The organism is Aurantimonas sp. NFXS3, assembly GCF_049132005.1.
In the GTDB taxonomy this organism is placed as follows: domain Bacteria; phylum Pseudomonadota; class Alphaproteobacteria; order Rhizobiales; family Rhizobiaceae; genus Aurantimonas; species Aurantimonas coralicida.
The window spans coordinates 268,788-285,295 of the sequence record NZ_JAGDDZ010000002.1; the positions used below are offsets into that span (position 1 = coordinate 268,788).

Here is a 16,508-nt window from a genome sequence, read left to right on the forward strand (position 1 = left end):
CGTTTCTCTGTTGATCAGCCGGCCTGCTGGGCCTTCTTCTCCAGCCGGCGGCGATGCAGCACCGGCTCGGTGTAGCCGGACGGCTGCTCGCGGCCCTCGAAGACCAGTTCGCAGGCGGCCTTGAAGGCGATCGACGTGTCGAAATGACCGGCCATCGGCTCGTAGGCCGGATCGCCGGCGTTCTGCGCGTCGACCTTCGCCGCCATTTCCTGCATCGCGTCCATGACCTCGTCCTTCGAGACGACGCCGTGATGCAGCCAGTTGGCGATGTGCTGGGACGAGATGCGGCAGGTCGCGCGATCCTCCATCAGGCCGACATCGTTGATATCGGGAACGGTGGAGCAGCCGACGCCCTGGTCGACCCAGCGCACGACATAGCCGAGGATGCCCTGGGCGTTGTTGCGCAGCTCGGCCTTCACCTGCTCTTCCGGCCAGTTGGCGCGGTTGGCCAGCGGGATGGTGAGGATGTCGGACAGCACCGCACGGCGGCCCTTCTGCGCAATCTCCTCCTGCCGGGCGAGCACGTCGACCGTGTGATAATGGGTCGCGTGCAGCGTCGCGGCGGTCGGGCTCGGCACCCAGGCGCAGTTGGCGCCGGCCTGCGGATGGCCGATCTTGGCGGCGAGCATGTCGTTCATCTTGGCCGGCATGGCCCACATGCCCTTGCCGATCTGCGCCTTGCCGCGCAGGCCGCAGGCCAGGCCCACATCGACGTTCCAGTCCTCATAGGCCTGAATCCAGGTGCGGTCCTTCATGACGGTCTTGCGCACGACCGGGCCGGCTTCGATCGAGGTGTGGATCTCGTCGCCGGTGCGATCGAGGAAGCCGGTGTTGATGAAGAAGACGCGGTGCTTGGCGGCGCGGATGCACTCCTTGAGGTTCACCGTCGTGCGGCGTTCCTCGTCCATGATGCCCATCTTCAGCGTGTAGCGCTCAAGACCCAGCGCATCCTCGACCTGGCCGAAGATCTCGTTGGAGAAGGCGACCTCGTCGGGGCCGTGCATCTTCGGCTTGACGATGTAGACCGAACCGGCGCGCGAATTGCGCAGGCCGCCGGTCTTCTTCAGGTCGTGCAGCGCGATCATCGACGTGATCATCGCGTCCATCAGGCCTTCCGGCGCCTCCGAGCCGTCCTTGAGGCGGATCGCCGGGTTGGTCATCAGGTGGCCGACATTGCGGATCAGCAGCATCGAGCGGCCCGGCAGCGTCAGGGTCGAACCGTCGGGGCCGGTATAGTCGCGATCCGGGTTCAGCTTGCGGATGACGGTCTCGCCGCCCTTCTCGAAGCTGTCTTCCAGGTCGCCCTTCATCAGGCCGAGCCAGTTGCGATAGACGGCGGTCTTGTCCTCGGCGTCGACCGCGGCGATGGAATCCTCGCAGTCGCAGATCGTCGACATGGCCGATTCCATCAGCATGTCGGCGACATGGGCGGTGTCGTTCTTGCCGATCCGGTGCTCGGCGTCGATCGTCACCTCGACATGCAGGCCGTTGTGCTTGAACAGCACCGCGGTCGGAGCAGAGGCGTCGCCGCGGTAGCCGGCAAAGGCGGCAGGGGTCTTCAGCCGCGCCGTCTTGCCCGCGCCGAATTCGGCGACGAGCGCGCCGCTGTCGACGGTGTAGCGGGTTACGTCGATATGGGAGATGCCTTCCAGCGGCGCGACACCGTCGAGGAAGCTCTTGGCCCAGGTGACGACGCGCGCGCCGCGGGCGCGGTCATAGCCCTTGCCCTCCGGCATGTCGCCCATGGCGTCGGTGCCGTAGAGCGCGTCGTAGAGCGAGGTCCAGCGGGCATTGGCGGCGTTCAGCGTGTAGCGCGCATTCATCAGTGGCACGACGAGCTGCGGACCCGGCACCAGCGCGATCTCCGGATCGACATTGGCGGTCTCGATGGCAAAGTCCGGCCCTTCCGGCACGATGTAGCCGAGCTGGTCGAGGAAGGCGCGGTATTCGTCCATGTCCTGCGGCTTGCCGCGACGGGCCACGTGCCACTCGTCGATGGCGCGCTGCATGTCCGCGCGGATCTGCAGCAATTCGCGGTTCTTCGGCGCCAGGCCGTTCAAGAGGTCCGAGAAGTTCTTCCAGAAGGCGTCCGGCTCGAGGCCCGTGCCCGGCAGGGCTTCACTGTCGATGAAGGTCTTCAGGGTCGTCGCGACGCTCAAACCGTGGACGTCTGTCATTTCAGGCATGCGCTTCCTCCAGAGATGCTTTGCGATCGACATCGGACATGGCATCGGCGAAGTCAATCGAGGCACGGCCCCGCGCCCGGGCAAGTTGCCACCGACGATGGTCGGGGTACCGGACCCTTGAGCTTTCCCGTGCGGCTGGTACTTATTGGCCGAACGGGCCCGTCGGCCCGCCACTGGGAGGACACTTCATGAAGCTTTTCCACCGCATCGCCGCCTCTGCCGTGGTCGCGGGCCTGGCCTTCGCGCCGGCCACCGCCTCGGCCCAGCAGTTCATCAACGTCCTGACGGGCGGCACCTCGGGCGTCTATTATCCGCTGGGCGTGGCGCTGGCCAAGGTCTATGCCGACAACATCGAGGGCGTGAAGACGCAGGTCCAGTCGACCAAGGCCTCGGTGGAGAACGTCAACCTCGTCACCCAGGGTCGCGGCGAGATCGCCTTCGCCCTCGGCGACACGGTGAAGGCCGCCGCCGAAGGCAATGCCGACGCCGGCTTCCAGCAGCCGGTCGAGAACCTGCGCGCCATCGCCGCGATCTATCCGAACTACGTGCAGATCGTCGCCTCGCAGGAATCCGGCATCACCGATCTGGCCGGCCTGAAGGGCAAGGCCCTGTCCGTCGGCGCACCGGCCTCGGGCACCGAGCTGAACGCCCGGGCGATCTTCGGCGCCGCCGAGATGAGCTATGACGATCTCGGCAAGACCGAATATCTGCCCTTCGCCGAATCCGTCGAGCTGATCAAGAACCGGCAGCTCGACGCGACGCTCCAGTCCGCCGGTCTCGGCGTCGCCTCGATCCGCGATCTGGCCTCCTCGCTGCCGATCACCGTCGTGGCGGTCCCCGCCGAGATCGCCGAGAAGCTCGGTGCGCCGTTCGCTGCGGCCGAGATCCCGGCCGGCACCTATGACGGCCAGGACGCCGCCGTTCCGACCCTGGCGATCACCAACATTCTCGTGACCTCCGCGGAAGTCGATGAGGAACTCGCCTACCAGATGACCAAGCAGCTCTTCGAGAACCTGCCGGAGCTCATCGCCGCCCATAACGCGGCCGAGGGCATCGACCCGAAGACCGCCGGCAAGAACCTGCCGGTGCCGCTGCATCCGGGCGCCGAGCGCTACTACAAGGAAGCCGGCCTGCTCTAGTCGGACGATGTGCGGCGCTTTCGGGCGCCGCATACCTGTGACGGCCGTGTCGCCCCCGGGGGGCGGCGCGGCCGTTCGCGTTTGGCGGCCGGGCTGCGGCCCGAAGAGCGCCCGCGCGGCACTTCCCGGCCCCCGTGTCGCAGTGCTGCACTACGCAGACACCGCGCAATCGGTTAGGAAAGTGGGTGATAGGATGCACCCGGACGGTGTCCGCCGCCGATGGCCATGCGCCCCGGCGCCGCCGATCACCCCATTCGACGCAACGCGGCCCGCGCGGCCCCACGACCTGAAACGAGGAAGCAGACCCATGAAGGTACGCCTGACGTCCCTGCGGACGCACGCCGCATCGCTCGCCCTGACCATCGGCCTCGGCGCCGCCGCTCCGGCCCTTGCCGCCCAGTGCGGCAACAGCGCCGGTGGCTTCAACCAGTGGAAGCAGGAATTCGCCCAGGAAGCCGTGCGCGCCGGCATCTCCCAGGGCACCGTGCAGTCGGCCCTGATGCCGACCAGCTATTCCAACCAGGTCATCAAGCTGGACCGCAACCAGCATTCCATGAACATCTCGCTCGAGGCGTTCATGCAGCGCCGCGCGCCGGCCTCCTTCGTCAAGAAGGGCAAGCGGATCATCCAGCAGAATGCCGGCCTGCTCAACTCGATCGAGAAGAGCTACGGCGTCCAGAAGGAGATCATCGTCGCGATCTGGGGCATGGAAACCGGCTTCGGCGCCAATTCCGGCTCGATGAACATCTTCAGCTCGCTGGCGACGCTGGCCTATGACTGCCGCCGCTCGGCCTTCTTCACCGAAGAGCTGCTGGCGGCCCTGGCCATCGTCGATCGCGGCGACATGAAGCCGAGCCAGATGAAGGGCGCCTGGGCCGGCGAGATCGGCCAGACCCAGTTCCTCGCCAAGAACTACCTGCGCTTCGCCGTCGACGGCGACGGCAACGGCCGCCGCGACCTGATCAACTCCAAGGCCGACGTGCTCGCCTCCACGGCGAACTTCCTGCGCCAGCACGGCTGGCGTCCGGGCGCCGGCTACCAGCAGGGCGAGCCCAACTTCGCCATCCTGCGCGACTGGAACCGGGCCGGCGTCTACCAGAAGGCCCTGGCGCTCTTCGCCTCCAAGCTCGCCAACTGATCGGCCTGCCGCCCGGACCAGGGTCCGGCCCCTTGCTGCGTTTCGCGCCCCGGCTTCTCGCCGGGGCGTTTTCGTTTGGTGGTCAGTCCGCGTCGAGTTCCGGGTAGTTTCGGAAGATGCCGTCCTCGTTGAAGGCCATGCGGCGGTCGCTGGCGAGATACGCTGCGACGCGCGGCTCCGCGGCGACCCGCTCGACCAGCGCCGCGATGCCCGGATAGTCGGGGGCGAGCGTCTGCATGCGCCGCGGGAAGGCGTAGCGCAGGCCCGCCATCGTCTGGAACAGGCCGAGATCGGCATAGCTGATGGCTTCCCCGACGAGGACGCCGGAGCCTGCCGGGTTGCCGGCCAGGATCCGCTCGTACCAGCCGAGGAACTTCGGCAGCCGCTCCTCGTGGAAGCCGAGGGCGCGTTCGCGCGCCGCATCCCTCTGGTCCTCGTAATAGAGACCGACGCCGAGCGGGTGATGGACGTCGTGGGCCTCGGCGACGAGATCGGCCGTGGTGAGCGCGATCGAGCGGGCGAACAGCCGCTCCGCCTCGCCCTTCGGCGCCAGCCCATGCCGCTCGCCGACAAGGATACTGATCTCCGCGGCCTGCGAGACGACGCGATCGCCATCGACCAGGAAGGGTGGCGCGAATGGCGGCAGATGCCCCTTTTCACCGGCGAGGAAGGCCTGCATCGCGGCGATGCCGCCACCCTCCGATTCGGGCAGGCGGGCGACGTCGCGATAGGCGACACCGGCAGCTTCCAGGACCAGCCGCGGATATTCCCCGCGGCCCGGGATCATCGGCCAGTAATAGAGATCATAGGCCATTGTCGCTCCTGCCAGAGGTGACGCGAGCGAGCGATCTCTCGCCTGTCCATCGCCGTGACTATAGGGGCCGCGGGCCGCGTCTGAACCCCTGTCCCGCAATCGTGCCGCAGGCCTCGTCGGGGCGCTCTGCGTCGCGTATCATCGCCGGCGTCTGACATTCGAGGAGGAAGCGTATGAAATGCCCGATCTGCGAGGGTGAGGCGACATTGCTGGAGCCGGAAAAGCCGGACCAGCGCGCGATCCATTGCGAGCGCTGCGGCGAGTACCGGGTCTCGACGGAGGCGGAGGCGAAGCTGCACTCCCTGACGCCGCATCAGCGGCTGCAGGCCCTGCGCTATGCCGAGACGATCACGCCGACTGGGCGCCGGCCTTTCATCGCCGGTTTGGGCTGACGGCGGCGCGCCGATAAGGCGGCCACCCCTCGATGGGCATGGCGCGAGCCTTGGCCGGAACTGACGGAGCGGCAACCGATTTTGCTGTCATGGACTTGACGCACAGCCCTGAAGGCGTAGGCTGATAACTGCGTCAATGACGCTGCGGGAGGTGTCGAATGGAACCACCTATGCATGTCGCCGCACGGACTGCCGAGGTTGTTGTACGGGCCTCCGCATAGCGGCGTTTTCACTGACAGGCCTTGGGAGCGGCTGACGGGCTGTTGCACTCGTCGAAGGCCCGAACCATAGCTGCTCCCAAGTCTCCATCACGCCCGTCCGCATGATTGCGGGCGTCTGAGCCGAACCAATTCCCAGCGCCGGTTCGCGTGTTCTGCGATGCGGATGCTTGTGTGTGAGCCTGCGGGGCGCCGTCTCCGAGGATGCTGCGACGTTTGCTCGCCTGGCGTCTCGTTACCGCGCGCTGAGGGCCGCTGGTTGCCTTGCCGCGATGGCTGCGGGCCGGACTTGCGCGACGGCACGAACCGGTTGGCCGAGATGCCTCTGCGAGGCCGCAATTCACCGCCCTCGGACACCTCTATGGCAGGCAGAGTCGTGCCGATGGCGACGCTGTGCGACGCCCATCACCAGCGCGTCACCGCCGCCGATTCCCGTCGCATTCCCTCTGGCAGAGGCCTATAAGCGATAGCCTATGAAGGGACAGGCGGCGGCATCGTGTCGTTTGCGTCACCTCCCTGCCGATGACGCCCCGATGCTGCACCAGCCGTCGCCCAGCTCCGTCTCCCCGCGGGAAGTCGGGCACCCCGGATCAAGCCATCATCAACCCGAAGCCGCCGCACACATCGGATATGTCATCCGTCCCGCGCGGCCGGGCGATCTCGAGCCCCTCGTGGCCATCGAGACCGCCGTCTTCGAGGCCGACCGGATCTCCCGGCGCTCCTTCCGCAACCTCATCGCCTCGCCCAGCGCCGTCGTTCTCGTCGTCGAGGCGGCCGCCACCGGCGACGGGGCCGTCGACACGACGGCTGGCGCGCCGCGTGCGGCCTACGACGCGCCGCGGTCCGGTCCGATCCTCGCCTATGCCGCGCTCCTCGTGCGGCGCGGCACCGGTCTCGCCCGGCTCTATTCCATCGCGGTCTCTCCCCATGCGGCGGGACGCGGCATCGGCCGGGCTCTCCTGAAGGCGGCCGAGGCCGCAGCCTTCGACCGCGATCGCATCGCCCTGCGGCTGGAAGTGCGCGCCGACAATGCCGCCGCCATCGCTCTCTATCGCGGCGAGGGTTTCCGCCCCATCGGCACCTATCTCGACTATTACGCCGACCACGAGACGGCGCTGCGCTTCGAAAAGACCCTGCGCGGCGATCACCCGATCGACACCGGCGTGCCCTATTACGAGCAGACCACCGATTTCACCTGCGGCGCCTGCTGCCTGATGATGGCCATGGGCCGCGACATTCCCGGCTTCGTGCTGGAGCCGGTGACCGAGATCCGGCTGTGGCGCGAGGCGACGACCATCTTCATGATGTCGGGGCCGGGCGGCTGCGAGCCCTATGGCCTGGCCGTCGCCGCCCACGAGGCGGGTCTTGCCGCCGAGATTCACGTCTCCGAGCCGGGGGACCTGTTCCTTGAGGGCGTCCGCAGTCCCGAGAAGCAGGTGGTGATGGGGCTCGCCCAGGAGGATTTCCGCCGCCGGGCCGAGCGCTACGCCATCGACGTGACCATCGGGCGCTTCACCCTCGACGATCTGCGCGCCGCGATCGCCGCCGGCAAGACCGCCGTCGTCCTGATCTCGGGCTATCACATGTTCGGCAAGAAGGTGCCGCACTGGGTGCTCGCCCATGGCGACGACGGCCGCCATATCGTCATCCACGACCCCTGGGTCGCCGACGAGCGCGGCGAGACGGTCGCCGACGCGGCCAATCTTCCGATCCCCTATGAGACCTTCGACCGGATCGCGCGTTTCGGCAAGGTCGGCCTCAGGGCCGCGGTGTTCCTGTCCAGGCGCGAGGCTTAGCCGACTTCCATGTCCCAATGGGTGGTTCTCGTCGGACGCCTGTCCGATCTCGACAACGGCGCGACGCCGCACAAGGTCATGACGGTGCGCGACTATCTCGCGCGGCCGGGCCTGTTCCGCGGCCAGCGCCCCAAGATCATCAATCTGTCGCGCTCCTACGCCTATCAAAGCCGCGCCTATTACGGCTCGCTGCTCGCCGAGGCACGGGGCCATCGCATCATCCCCTCGGTCGAGACGATGATCGACCTGTCGGAGAAGAAGCTCTACGAGAACGCCCTGCCGGAACTGGACGCCGCCCTCGCCAGGGCACTGGAAAAGGGCGAGCGGCCGACATCGCCGATCCGCATCTATTTCGGCTACACCGACGATCCGCGTCTGGAGCGCTTCGCCAAGCTGGTCTTCGACTGGTTCCGCGCCCCGGCGCTGGAGGTGCATCTGGACGGCGCCGAAGCCACGGAGCGACCGGCGGCCTCGGCATCGCCGGCGCGGCGCACGAGCCAATCGGCACCGCTCGACCGCCGGGCAAAGATCAGACGCATCGGCTTTGCCGCGCCCGCCAAGCTGGACGCGGTCGAGACCGGCCGGCTGCTGGCCGCCATGCAGCGCTACACCGCCCGCGAGTGGCGCGCCGCCAAGGCGAAGACGCCTGCGAAATATGCCTTCGCGACGCTCTACGATCCCAACGAGGCGCTGCCGCCATCCTCCGTGGACACGCTCAAGCACTGGGCCCGCACGGCCGCCCGGCTCGGCGTCGACGTCGAGCCGATCACCCGCCGCGACCTGCCGCGGCTGGCCAATTTCGACGCGCTGTTCATCCGCGAGACGACCTCGATCTCCAACCACACCTATCGCTTCGCAAGGCGCGCCATGCAGGAGGGCATGCCGGTCATCGACGACCCGATCTCGATGATCCGCTGCACCAACAAGGTCTATTGCAACGAGCTGATGGCGGCGAACGGGGTGGCGACGCCGCCCTCGGTGATGATCGGCGGCAAGGAGGATTTCCAGAAGGCGGCCGACGAGCTCGGCTTCCCCATGGTGCTGAAGATCCCCGACGGCTCCTTCTCGCGCGGCGTCAAGAAGCTGGACGACATGGCCGGGCTGGTCAGGCTGGCGGGGGCATGGCTGGAGGATTCCGACCTTCTGATTGCCCAGAAGTTCATGCCGACGAAATTCGACTGGCGCATCGGCGTCCTCGGCGGCGAGCCGCTCTTCGCCGTCCAGTATCTGATGGCCGGCGAGCACTGGCAGATCATCAATCACGAGACCGGCGGCCGGCCGATGGAGGGCGGCTTCCGGCCCTTCGCGCTGGGCGAGGCGCCGCCGCATGTGCTGGACGCGGGCCTGCGCGGCGCCCGCTGCATCGGCGACGGCCTCTATGGCGTCGATCTGAAGGAGACCGACGACGGGGTCTTCCTGATCGAGGTCAACGACAATCCGAACCTCGAACATGGCGTCGAGGATTACGCCGAGAAGGACGAGGTCTGGACCCGGCTCACCCGCTGGTTCATCGACCGCATCGAACGCTAGGCCTTCGCCTGGAATCGCCCGGCCAGCGGCACGCGGCTTGAAGCGGTCAGGGGCGATGTGTAGACCGCTGGGCCTGTCTGCACATCGGAGCGGGTCATGCGCACCAATATCGAGATCGACGACCGGCTGATGGCCGAGGCGATGGCCGCCGCGGGCCTGTCGACCAAGAAGGCGACGGTCGAGGAGGCCCTGCGCCGGCTGATCGCCCAGGAACGTCGCCGCCGCGCCCTCGCTGACATGCACGGCATGGGCTGGCCGGGGCCCGGAAAGGACGGACCCGGCCAGACGGACGCGGCCGGCGGATGATTCTCGTTGATGCCTCGGTCTGGATCGCCAACCTGAGGGGCGCGGACACGCGTGAGATCCGCCTGCTGCGGGAGAGCCCCGATCTGTCGGAGATCGGCATCGCCGACCTGACCCTCTTCCGGCTGCTGGCTGGAGCGGCGGACGATCGCGACGCCGACCGCATCGGCCGCTATCTGCGCCAGTTTCCGATCCTGTCCGTCGCGGGCGAGCGGTCGGTCGGGCGGGCTGCCGGTCTCGCACGCATTCTGCGAGACAAGGGCGTCGCGCTGCAACGGCCCGAAGCGGCGCTGATCGCCGCCCATGCTATCGACCGGGGACATCGCGTCCTGCACGCCGACCCGGACATGGCGGCGCTGGCCGCCCATTGCTGGCTGCAGACCGCCTGAGGCGGAGGGCCCCCCTTAGCTCCCGCCGCCGATCAGCGCCGCATCGGCCCGCACGCTCTCCAGTCCCTCGCGATAGGTCGGATGGCGGAACCGGTAACCCGCTTCCTTGATCCTTGCGTTGGAGACCCGCTTGTTCTCGCCATAGAAGCTGCGCGCCATCGGCGAGAGTTCGGCGGCGTCGAAGGGAATTTCCGGCGGCGGTGCGACGCCTGCCATCGCCGCGGCGTGGGCAACCACGTCCTGGGGCGGGGCCGGCTCGTCGTCCGTGACGTTGTAGATGCCGCCGAGCCGCTGTTCCGCCAGGAGGCTCAGCGCCCCGGCAATGTCGTCGACATGGATCCGGTTGAACACCTGGCCGGGCTTCACCAGCCGCTTGGCCGTCCCCTTCGCCAGATTGACGAAGCCGTTGCGGCCGGGGCCGTAGATGCCGGACAGGCGCAGGATCGCAAGCGGCACCCGCCGCGTCGCCGCCGCTTCCTGCCAGGCGACTTCAGCGGCGATGCGGGCCTTCGATCGCTCCGAGACCGGCCGCGTCTCGCTGTCCTCGTCCACCCAGCCGCCGTCGTGGTCGCCATAGACCCCGACGGTGGAGAGATAGCCGATCCATTCGAGCTTCGGGCAGCCATGGGCGATCGCGTCGCCATACCAGCGCAGCACCGGGTCGCCGGGCCGCGCATTGGCGCCCCCAACGCTGGCGCCCTTCGGCGCCGCATGGCCCGGCGGCACCGAGACGAGCAGATGCGTGGCGCGATAGAGCGCCGGCGAGATGCCGTCGGTCGGGTGCTCGCCGTCGAAGACGAAGGGCTTCAGATGATGCGCCGCCAGCCGGCTCGCCTTGTCCGCCGTGCGCACCGTCACACCGGTGACGTCGTGCGGATCGAGCGTGTCGACGAAGTGCCCGGCCGAATAGCCGTGGCCGAAGACGAAGAAATGCATGGGGTCAGTCGCTCCAGGGTTCGGCGGGATCGTGCGGCCGGGCCATCTCGCCGAGCTCCAGCCGGCCGATCCGCAGCCTGCCGATGTCGGCCGTTCCGATACGGGCGCTCCCGACGGACAATCGCCCGATGGCGAACGCGCCCACCGCCACCGATCCGATCGCCAGCGCGCCGATGGCCAATGCGCCGATTGCGCCGGCACCGAGCGCCCCGGAACCCGTGGCCGGTGTCGCCGGCATTCCGTGACGCAGCTGGCCGACGGCCCGTCGCACCTTGGTCTCGACCTCGGCAGCGCGGGCACCGGATCGGGATACCTTACGGTCCTTGAAGAGCATGCCATTCGCTCCTGACGACGGGATCGTCTTCCCTATCAAGCGCGGCGGGCCGGCGCTGCAAGGCATCTTCGGGGGACAGCCGGGCAAGCGCCCAGATCGCCATGGCCCGCACGAGGGGCGCCGCGTCCGCGAGACGGTTCCTCACGGCGCCGAGCAGCGCCGGATCGCCGGAATTGCCGGCGGCGATCAGGCAGTTCGACACGAACTTGTCGCGCCCGATCCGCTTGATAGGTGAACCGGAAAACAGGGTACGGAAGGCGGCATCGTCGAGGGCCAGAAGATCGGCGAGTTTCGGCGCGTTCAGATCCTCGCGGGCGATCAGCTTCGCCTCGCTGGCTTTGCCGGCAAACTTGTTCCAGGGGCAAACGGCGAGGCAATCGTCGCAGCCATAGATGCGGTTGCCCATCGCGGCCCGGAACTCTTGCGGCACCGGCTTGCGGGTCTCGATGGTCAGGTAGGAGATGCAGCGTCGGGCATCGAGCTTGTAGGGCTCGGGGAAGGCGTCGGTGGGGCAGACGTCCTGGCAGGCCCGGCAGGAACCGCAGAGATCGCGGCCCGGCGCGTCGGGCGTCATCTCCAGCGTGGTGAAGATCGAGCCGAGGAACAGCCAGGAGCCGTGCTCGCGGGAGACGAGATTGGTGTGCTTGCCCTGCCAGCCGAGGCCGGCCATCTCGCCCAGCGGCTTTTCCATCACCGGCGCGGTGTCGACGAAGACCTTGGCGTCGTGCTCGCCAAGCCCGGCCTGGCGGGCCCTGGCGACCATGCGGCCGGCCAGTTCCTTCAGCCGGCCCTTGATGACGTCGTGATAGTCGCGGTGTCGGGCATAGACCGAGATCGCGCCGCGATCCGGGCGCTCCAGGATCGCCAGCGGATCCTCCTGCGGGCCGTAATTCATGCCGAGAACGACGATCGAGCGCACCTCGGGCCACAGCGCCCGGGCGGAACGGCGACGCTCCGCCGTCTCGGGCATCCAGCCCATCGTGCCGTAGCGGCCCTTGGCGATGAATTCGTCGAGGCGGGGTCCGGCCGCGACATCGCCGGCGCCGGGCGCGATGCCGACCGCCGAAAAGCCCAGCCGGCCGGCGTCCTTGCGGATGAAGTCGGTCAGTGTCTCGCGCGCGGTCATGGTGCCGATATAGGCGGTTCGTCGGTCCGGCGCACGCCCCGGGGGCCGCGTTTAAACTCAGAAGTCGAGTTGGACGTAGTGATGCACCGGCGGCAGGCCGCGCACGCGCTCGGTCAGGAGTGGGCGGAAGGACGGGCGCGACTTGATCCGCATGTACCAGTCCTTGGCCGCCGGCTCCTTCTCCCAGGGAATCTCGCCGAGATAGTCGAGGATCGAGAGTTCGGCGGCAGCCGCCAGATCGGCATAGGACAGCCGCGGGCCGGCCAGCCAGTCGCGGCTTTCGGCCAGCCAGCCGAGATAGCGCAGATGATGCTTCAGATTGGCCCGCGCCGCCCGGATCGCCGAGGCGTCCGGTGGTCCGCCGCCGGCATCGGCGCTCATTTCCAGCTTGAACACCCGTTCGCGGACGAGATAGCGCGTGACCTCGCTGTCGAGCTTGCCCAGGAACCACTCGGTCAGCCGCCGCACCTCGGCCCGCTCCAGCGGCTTTTCCGGCAGGAGCCGCTTGTCGCGCTGGAAGACGCCGCGGGTCTCGTCGAGATATTCGCCCGCCACCGTCGCGCCGACGATCGCCGGACCGTCATCCTCGAGCATCACCGGCAGGGTCGCGGCCGGATTCAGCGCCAGGAAGTCGCGGCGCTTCTCCCACGGACGCTCCTCCAGATATTCGGCGCGCTCGCCATATTCCCCGAGGACGAGCCGCACGAAACGCGAGGCGGCGGACATCGGATGATGGTGTAGCTTCAGCATGCGGTTGGATCGGGTGCTCTTCGGATGGATCACCCGCGCGCGGGCTGCCCCTGTTTGAAATGATCGACGGCGCGCCCGAAAGGACGTCCCTGCGCGTCATGATGGCAGACACTCGTCAATGGACCGTCAACGGGTCTGCCTTTGCTTTGAGCGACATAGCCGGAATCGCCCCGGCGGCAAGCGGCACGGGCTGCGCCGCGAACGGGCGCACTCGCCACACTGGCCGAGGATTCCGGCCATCGGATGGCCGCCCCCGTTTCCCTTCGTCGGCAGATCGGGTAGACGCCGCGCTGGAACGGGGCAGGGGATTGTCATGGATTTCGCAGCAGTCGGCGACGCCGTCATTCTGGGCATCACCGAGGGACTGACGGAGTTCCTTCCGGTTTCCTCCACCGGGCACATCCTGCTGCTGGGCCATTTTCTCGGCTTCCAGTCCACCGCCCGCAGCTTCGAGGTGCTGATCCAGCTCGGCGCGATCCTGGCCATCCTGATCCTGTATTTCGGCCGGCTCTGGCGGATCTTCGTCACCCTGCCGACCGACGCCCGCAGCCGCCGCTTCACCGCCGGCATCCTGCTCGCCTTCCTGCCGGCGGCCTTCGTCGGCGTTCTGGCGCACGACTTCATCAAGACCATCCTGTTCGAAACGCCGATGGTGATCTGCGTCGCGCTGATCGTCGGCGGCATCCTGCTTCTGGTCATCGACCGCATGCCGCGGATCGTGCGCTACGACGACGTCATGGATTATCCGCTGTCGCTCTGCCTGAAGATCGGCATCTTCCAGTGCCTCGCCCTGATCCCGGGCACCTCGCGCTCCGGCGCCACCATCGCCGGCTCGCTCCTGATGGGCACCGACAAGCGCTCGGCGGCCGAGTTCTCCTTCTTCCTGGCCATGCCGACCATGCTCGGCGCCTTCACCTACGACCTGATGAAGAATCGCGACCTTCTATCGGTCGATGATGCCGGGCTGATCGTCATCGGCTTCGTCATGGCCTTCGTTTCGGCGCTCTTCGTCGTCCGCTTCCTGCTCGACTTCGTCTCGCGGCACGGCTTTGCCGTCTTCGCCTGGTGGCGCATCGGCGTCGGCCTCGTCGGCATGGTGCTGCTGCTGGCCCTGCCGGCCGAGGATGGCGGCGAGGCGGCGACGCCCGTGCCGGCCTCCGTCTCGCAGCCGCTCGCCACCGACGGTGGAACGCCGCCCGCGCGCTAGACTAGGAGATGGATGCCCGGGCTCACATGAGGCTGGTCAGGCCGCGGCGCAGGAGGTCGAGCGAGATCACGACGAGGATCGCCGTCAGGACGAAGCGGAACAGCCGCTCGTCGATGCGTTTGAGCAGCGCCGTTCCGGCCAGCGTGCCGGCAAAGCCCGTGACGATCATCGCGGCGATCAGCGGCGCATAGGCGGCGAGCCCGACGCCGAGGGCGAAGAAGGCGAGGCTCTTGAACAGATGCTGCAGGAAGGTCGTCGCCGCCAGCGTCGCGACCAGTTCCGAGCGGTCGTCGAAGGCCTTGGCGAAGAACGCCGCGTTGATCGGCGCGGTGGCCCCGACGAACATCGACAGAAACGTCGTGGCGAGACCCGCAAAGGCAAAGCCCGGCGGCCCGATCCGGCCGATCGCCGGCAGCTTCGCCAGGGCAAGGATCAGGATGAACGCCCCGAGCGTCGTCTGCAGCACCGCTTCCGGCAGGGTGACGACGAAGCGTGCGCCGATCAGCGCGCCCAGCGCCGCGCCGGCCAGAAACGGCAGCAACGCGCGCCAGGACACGGCCCGCCGCTGCACCAGCACGCGTCCGAGATTGGAGGCGAGCTGCACCAGGCCATGGACGGGAATCAGCACCGCCACCGGCAGCACCGTGCTCATGATGGCAAGGAGCGACAGCCCGCCCCCGATCCCGAAGGCGGCGGTGGCGGCCGAGGTGAAGAAGCTCGCCACGACCAGCAGCAGCGCGGTGCCGGCCGCAAGGCCCGGCGGAAGCAGCATCGCGTCCAAGCCGGTCAGCCGGTCACGGCCATGTGGCGCTCACCGATCGCCGTGGCTCAGACCGCCTCGTCGTCGGGCATCCGCACGCCGCCGGCCTGGGGCTGCGGGTGGGTGAACTGCCCGTGCTTGCGGAAGCGGACGAGATAGGTCGGCAGGATCGCGTCGACGGTGCGCGGCCGGATGCCGAAGGCCTCCAGCGTGCGGCCGTCCTCGATGGCGTCCTGCGACACGACATTGTCGGTCTGCAACTGGGTGACCTGGTCGGGCGTCAGCGGCGCGCCCGGCAGGAAGCGCATCAGCTTCGCCATCGAGGCGGCGGCGCCGAACGGGATGGTGACGAAGTTGCGTTTGCGCTCGATGATGCGCAGCATCTCCTCCATCATCTGGCGGAAGGTCAGCACTTCCGGCCCGCCGAGCTCGTAGACCCGTCCGCCGGGAACCTTGCCGTCCACCGTGTCGGCGATCGCCTCGGCGACATCGCCCACATAGACCGGCTGGAACCGGGTCTTGCCGCCGCCGATCAACGGCAGGAACGGCGAGAACCGCGCCATGTCGGCGAAGCGGTTGAAGAACTGGTCCTCGGCGCCGAAGACGATCGACGGACGCATGATGTAGGCGCCGGGGATGGCGTCGAGCACCGCCTTCTCGCCCTCGGCCTTGGTGCGGGCATATTCGGATTCGGAGGTCTCGTCGGCGCCGATGGCCGAGATCTGCGTCATGCCGGCGCCGATCTTCGCGGTCGCCTCCGCCACCGTGCGAGCGCCGAAGGACTGCAGCGCGTCGAAGCTCTGCTGGCCGCTTTGTGCCAGAATGCCGACGAGGTTGACGACATGGTCGGCCCCCTCGACCGCCCGCTCGACGGACCACGGATAGCGCAGATTGGCCTGGATCGGCATGATCTGGCCCATATTGCCGTTGGGCTGCAGGTGATAGGCCAGATCCGGGCGCCGGCAGGCGACGCGAATGCGATGGCCGCGGCGGGCGAGCGCCTGCACCAGGTAGCGGCCGACAAAGCCCGAACCGCCGAACACCACCACCGTCTTGTTCGTGTCGACACTCATCGTACTCAAGCTCCTGCCTTGCCTGTGGCCCGTCGGCCCGGTTCGCGTCCGGGCGGGGCCGGATGATTCGCGCCGCCCGGCGCGGGCCCCGTTCCGCCGCGTCATAGCCCGTCTGCGGCGTCAGGTGAAGGCGGCGCCGCGCCGCGAGCCGGCTGTTTCACGCCGCGTCCGCCGGACCGGGGACGCCGGTCCCGCACAATCGCGCAGATGGCGCACCGCACCCGATCCGCAAGCCCGCGGCACAAACCGTCGCAGGGCGCTGCCGCGGCCACGGGAACGCCCGCCGCCCGGCGCCATTGCCCCGCTCCCGCCGCGCGCCCTGGCATGGCCCGCGACAGCCGGCGGGCGCGTCCGGCATCCGCGTCCCGGTCTCCCTGCACTTGGCGGAACGGCGCGCCATCGCCTGCGAAAAACCGC

Annotated in this window: 16 protein-coding genes; 8 read left to right on the forward strand and 8 right to left on the reverse strand. The window is 68.3% G+C overall.

Annotated elements, in window-relative coordinates; genetic code table 11:
- Positions 1 to 14: 14 nt before the first annotated feature.
- Positions 15 to 2,186 (reverse strand): malate synthase G, encoded by a 2,172-nt coding sequence (locus tag J3367_RS06435; protein WP_024350755.1) that lies wholly within the window; start codon positions 2,184 to 2,186, stop codon positions 15 to 17.
- 188 nt (positions 2,187 to 2,374) lie between these two features.
- Between J3367_RS06435 and J3367_RS06440 the strand changes: the two genes are divergently transcribed.
- Positions 2,375 to 3,325, forward strand: a complete 951-nt coding sequence (locus tag J3367_RS06440) for a TAXI family TRAP transporter solute-binding subunit (RefSeq protein WP_009211248.1) — start codon at positions 2,375 to 2,377, stop codon at positions 3,323 to 3,325.
- Positions 3,326 to 3,632: 307 nt separating this feature from the next.
- On the forward strand, positions 3,633 to 4,463 hold the full coding sequence (locus J3367_RS06445; protein ID WP_024350754.1) for a lytic murein transglycosylase: 831 nt from the start codon (positions 3,633 to 3,635) through the stop codon (positions 4,461 to 4,463).
- A gap of 82 nt (positions 4,464 to 4,545) precedes the next feature.
- Here J3367_RS06445 and J3367_RS06450 read toward each other — a convergent pair whose 3' ends face one another.
- Positions 4,546 to 5,277 carry a glutathione S-transferase gene (locus J3367_RS06450; RefSeq protein WP_421460533.1) on the reverse strand — a complete coding sequence of 244 codons (732 nt, stop codon included), beginning with the start codon at positions 5,275 to 5,277 and terminating at the stop codon, positions 4,546 to 4,548.
- 173 nt (positions 5,278 to 5,450) lie between these two features.
- Between J3367_RS06450 and J3367_RS06455 the strand changes: the two genes are divergently transcribed.
- The 5 genes from J3367_RS06455 to vapC all read left to right on the forward strand — a co-directional run bounded on the left by J3367_RS06455 (position 5,451) and on the right by vapC (position 9,905).
- On the forward strand, positions 5,451 to 5,669 hold the full coding sequence (locus J3367_RS06455; RefSeq protein WP_024350752.1) for a hypothetical protein: 219 nt from the start codon (positions 5,451 to 5,453) through the stop codon (positions 5,667 to 5,669).
- Positions 5,670 to 6,420: 751 nt separating this feature from the next.
- Positions 6,421 to 7,683 carry a GNAT family N-acetyltransferase/peptidase C39 family protein gene (locus J3367_RS06460; RefSeq protein WP_024350751.1) on the forward strand — a complete coding sequence of 421 codons (1,263 nt, stop codon included), beginning with the start codon at positions 6,421 to 6,423 and terminating at the stop codon, positions 7,681 to 7,683.
- 9 nt (positions 7,684 to 7,692) lie between these two features.
- Positions 7,693 to 9,213: a RimK family protein gene (locus J3367_RS06465; RefSeq protein WP_024350750.1), complete on the forward strand. Its 1,521-nt coding sequence runs from the start codon at positions 7,693 to 7,695 to the stop codon at positions 9,211 to 9,213.
- Between the two features lie 96 nt (positions 9,214 to 9,309).
- On the forward strand, positions 9,310 to 9,519 hold the full coding sequence (locus J3367_RS06470) for a type II toxin-antitoxin system VapB family antitoxin (RefSeq protein WP_024350749.1): 210 nt from the start codon (positions 9,310 to 9,312) through the stop codon (positions 9,517 to 9,519).
- Complete coding sequence (gene vapC, locus J3367_RS06475; RefSeq protein WP_024350748.1) at positions 9,516 to 9,905, forward strand: type II toxin-antitoxin system VapC family toxin; 390 nt, start codon at positions 9,516 to 9,518, stop codon at positions 9,903 to 9,905. Before J3367_RS06470 ends, vapC begins: the two co-directional genes overlap by 4 nt.
- 15 nt (positions 9,906 to 9,920) lie before the next feature.
- Here the strand turns inward: vapC and J3367_RS06480 are convergent, their stop codons facing one another.
- The 4 genes from J3367_RS06480 to J3367_RS06495 are packed head-to-tail and all read right to left on the reverse strand — an operon-like array spanning position 9,921 to position 13,051.
- Entirely contained in the window at positions 9,921 to 10,841 is a 921-nt protein-coding gene (locus tag J3367_RS06480) for an SDR family oxidoreductase (RefSeq protein WP_024350747.1), read from the reverse strand.
- Between the two features lie 4 nt (positions 10,842 to 10,845).
- On the reverse strand, positions 10,846 to 11,175 hold the full coding sequence (locus J3367_RS06485) for a hypothetical protein (protein ID WP_024350746.1): 330 nt from the start codon (positions 11,173 to 11,175) through the stop codon (positions 10,846 to 10,848).
- Entirely contained in the window at positions 11,156 to 12,301 is a 1,146-nt protein-coding gene (queG, locus tag J3367_RS06490; RefSeq protein WP_024350745.1) for a tRNA epoxyqueuosine(34) reductase QueG, read from the reverse strand. The genes J3367_RS06485 and queG overlap by 20 nt, the downstream gene beginning before the upstream one ends.
- A 57-nt stretch (positions 12,302 to 12,358) precedes the next feature.
- Positions 12,359 to 13,051 (reverse strand): glutathione S-transferase family protein, encoded by a 693-nt coding sequence (locus tag J3367_RS06495; RefSeq protein WP_009211238.1) that lies wholly within the window; start codon positions 13,049 to 13,051, stop codon positions 12,359 to 12,361.
- A 313-nt stretch (positions 13,052 to 13,364) separates the two neighbouring features.
- On the opposite strand from J3367_RS06495, the gene J3367_RS06500 reads away from it, so the two are divergent.
- Positions 13,365 to 14,258, forward strand: a complete 894-nt coding sequence (locus J3367_RS06500) for an undecaprenyl-diphosphate phosphatase (RefSeq protein WP_024350744.1) — start codon at positions 13,365 to 13,367, stop codon at positions 14,256 to 14,258.
- Positions 14,259 to 14,280: 22 nt separating this feature from the next.
- On the opposite strand, the gene J3367_RS06505 is transcribed toward J3367_RS06500, so the two are convergent.
- Together J3367_RS06505 and J3367_RS06510 are read right to left on the reverse strand one after the other, a co-directional pair.
- The gene (locus J3367_RS06505; RefSeq protein WP_029703179.1) at positions 14,281 to 15,030 is read right to left on the reverse strand and encodes a sulfite exporter TauE/SafE family protein; all 750 of its coding nucleotides are present in this window, start codon (positions 15,028 to 15,030) and stop codon (positions 14,281 to 14,283) included.
- A 56-nt stretch (positions 15,031 to 15,086) separates the two neighbouring features.
- On the reverse strand, positions 15,087 to 16,091 hold the full coding sequence (locus J3367_RS06510; protein WP_035694954.1) for a complex I NDUFA9 subunit family protein: 1,005 nt from the start codon (positions 16,089 to 16,091) through the stop codon (positions 15,087 to 15,089).
- Between the last annotated feature and the right edge of the window lie 417 nt (positions 16,092 to 16,508).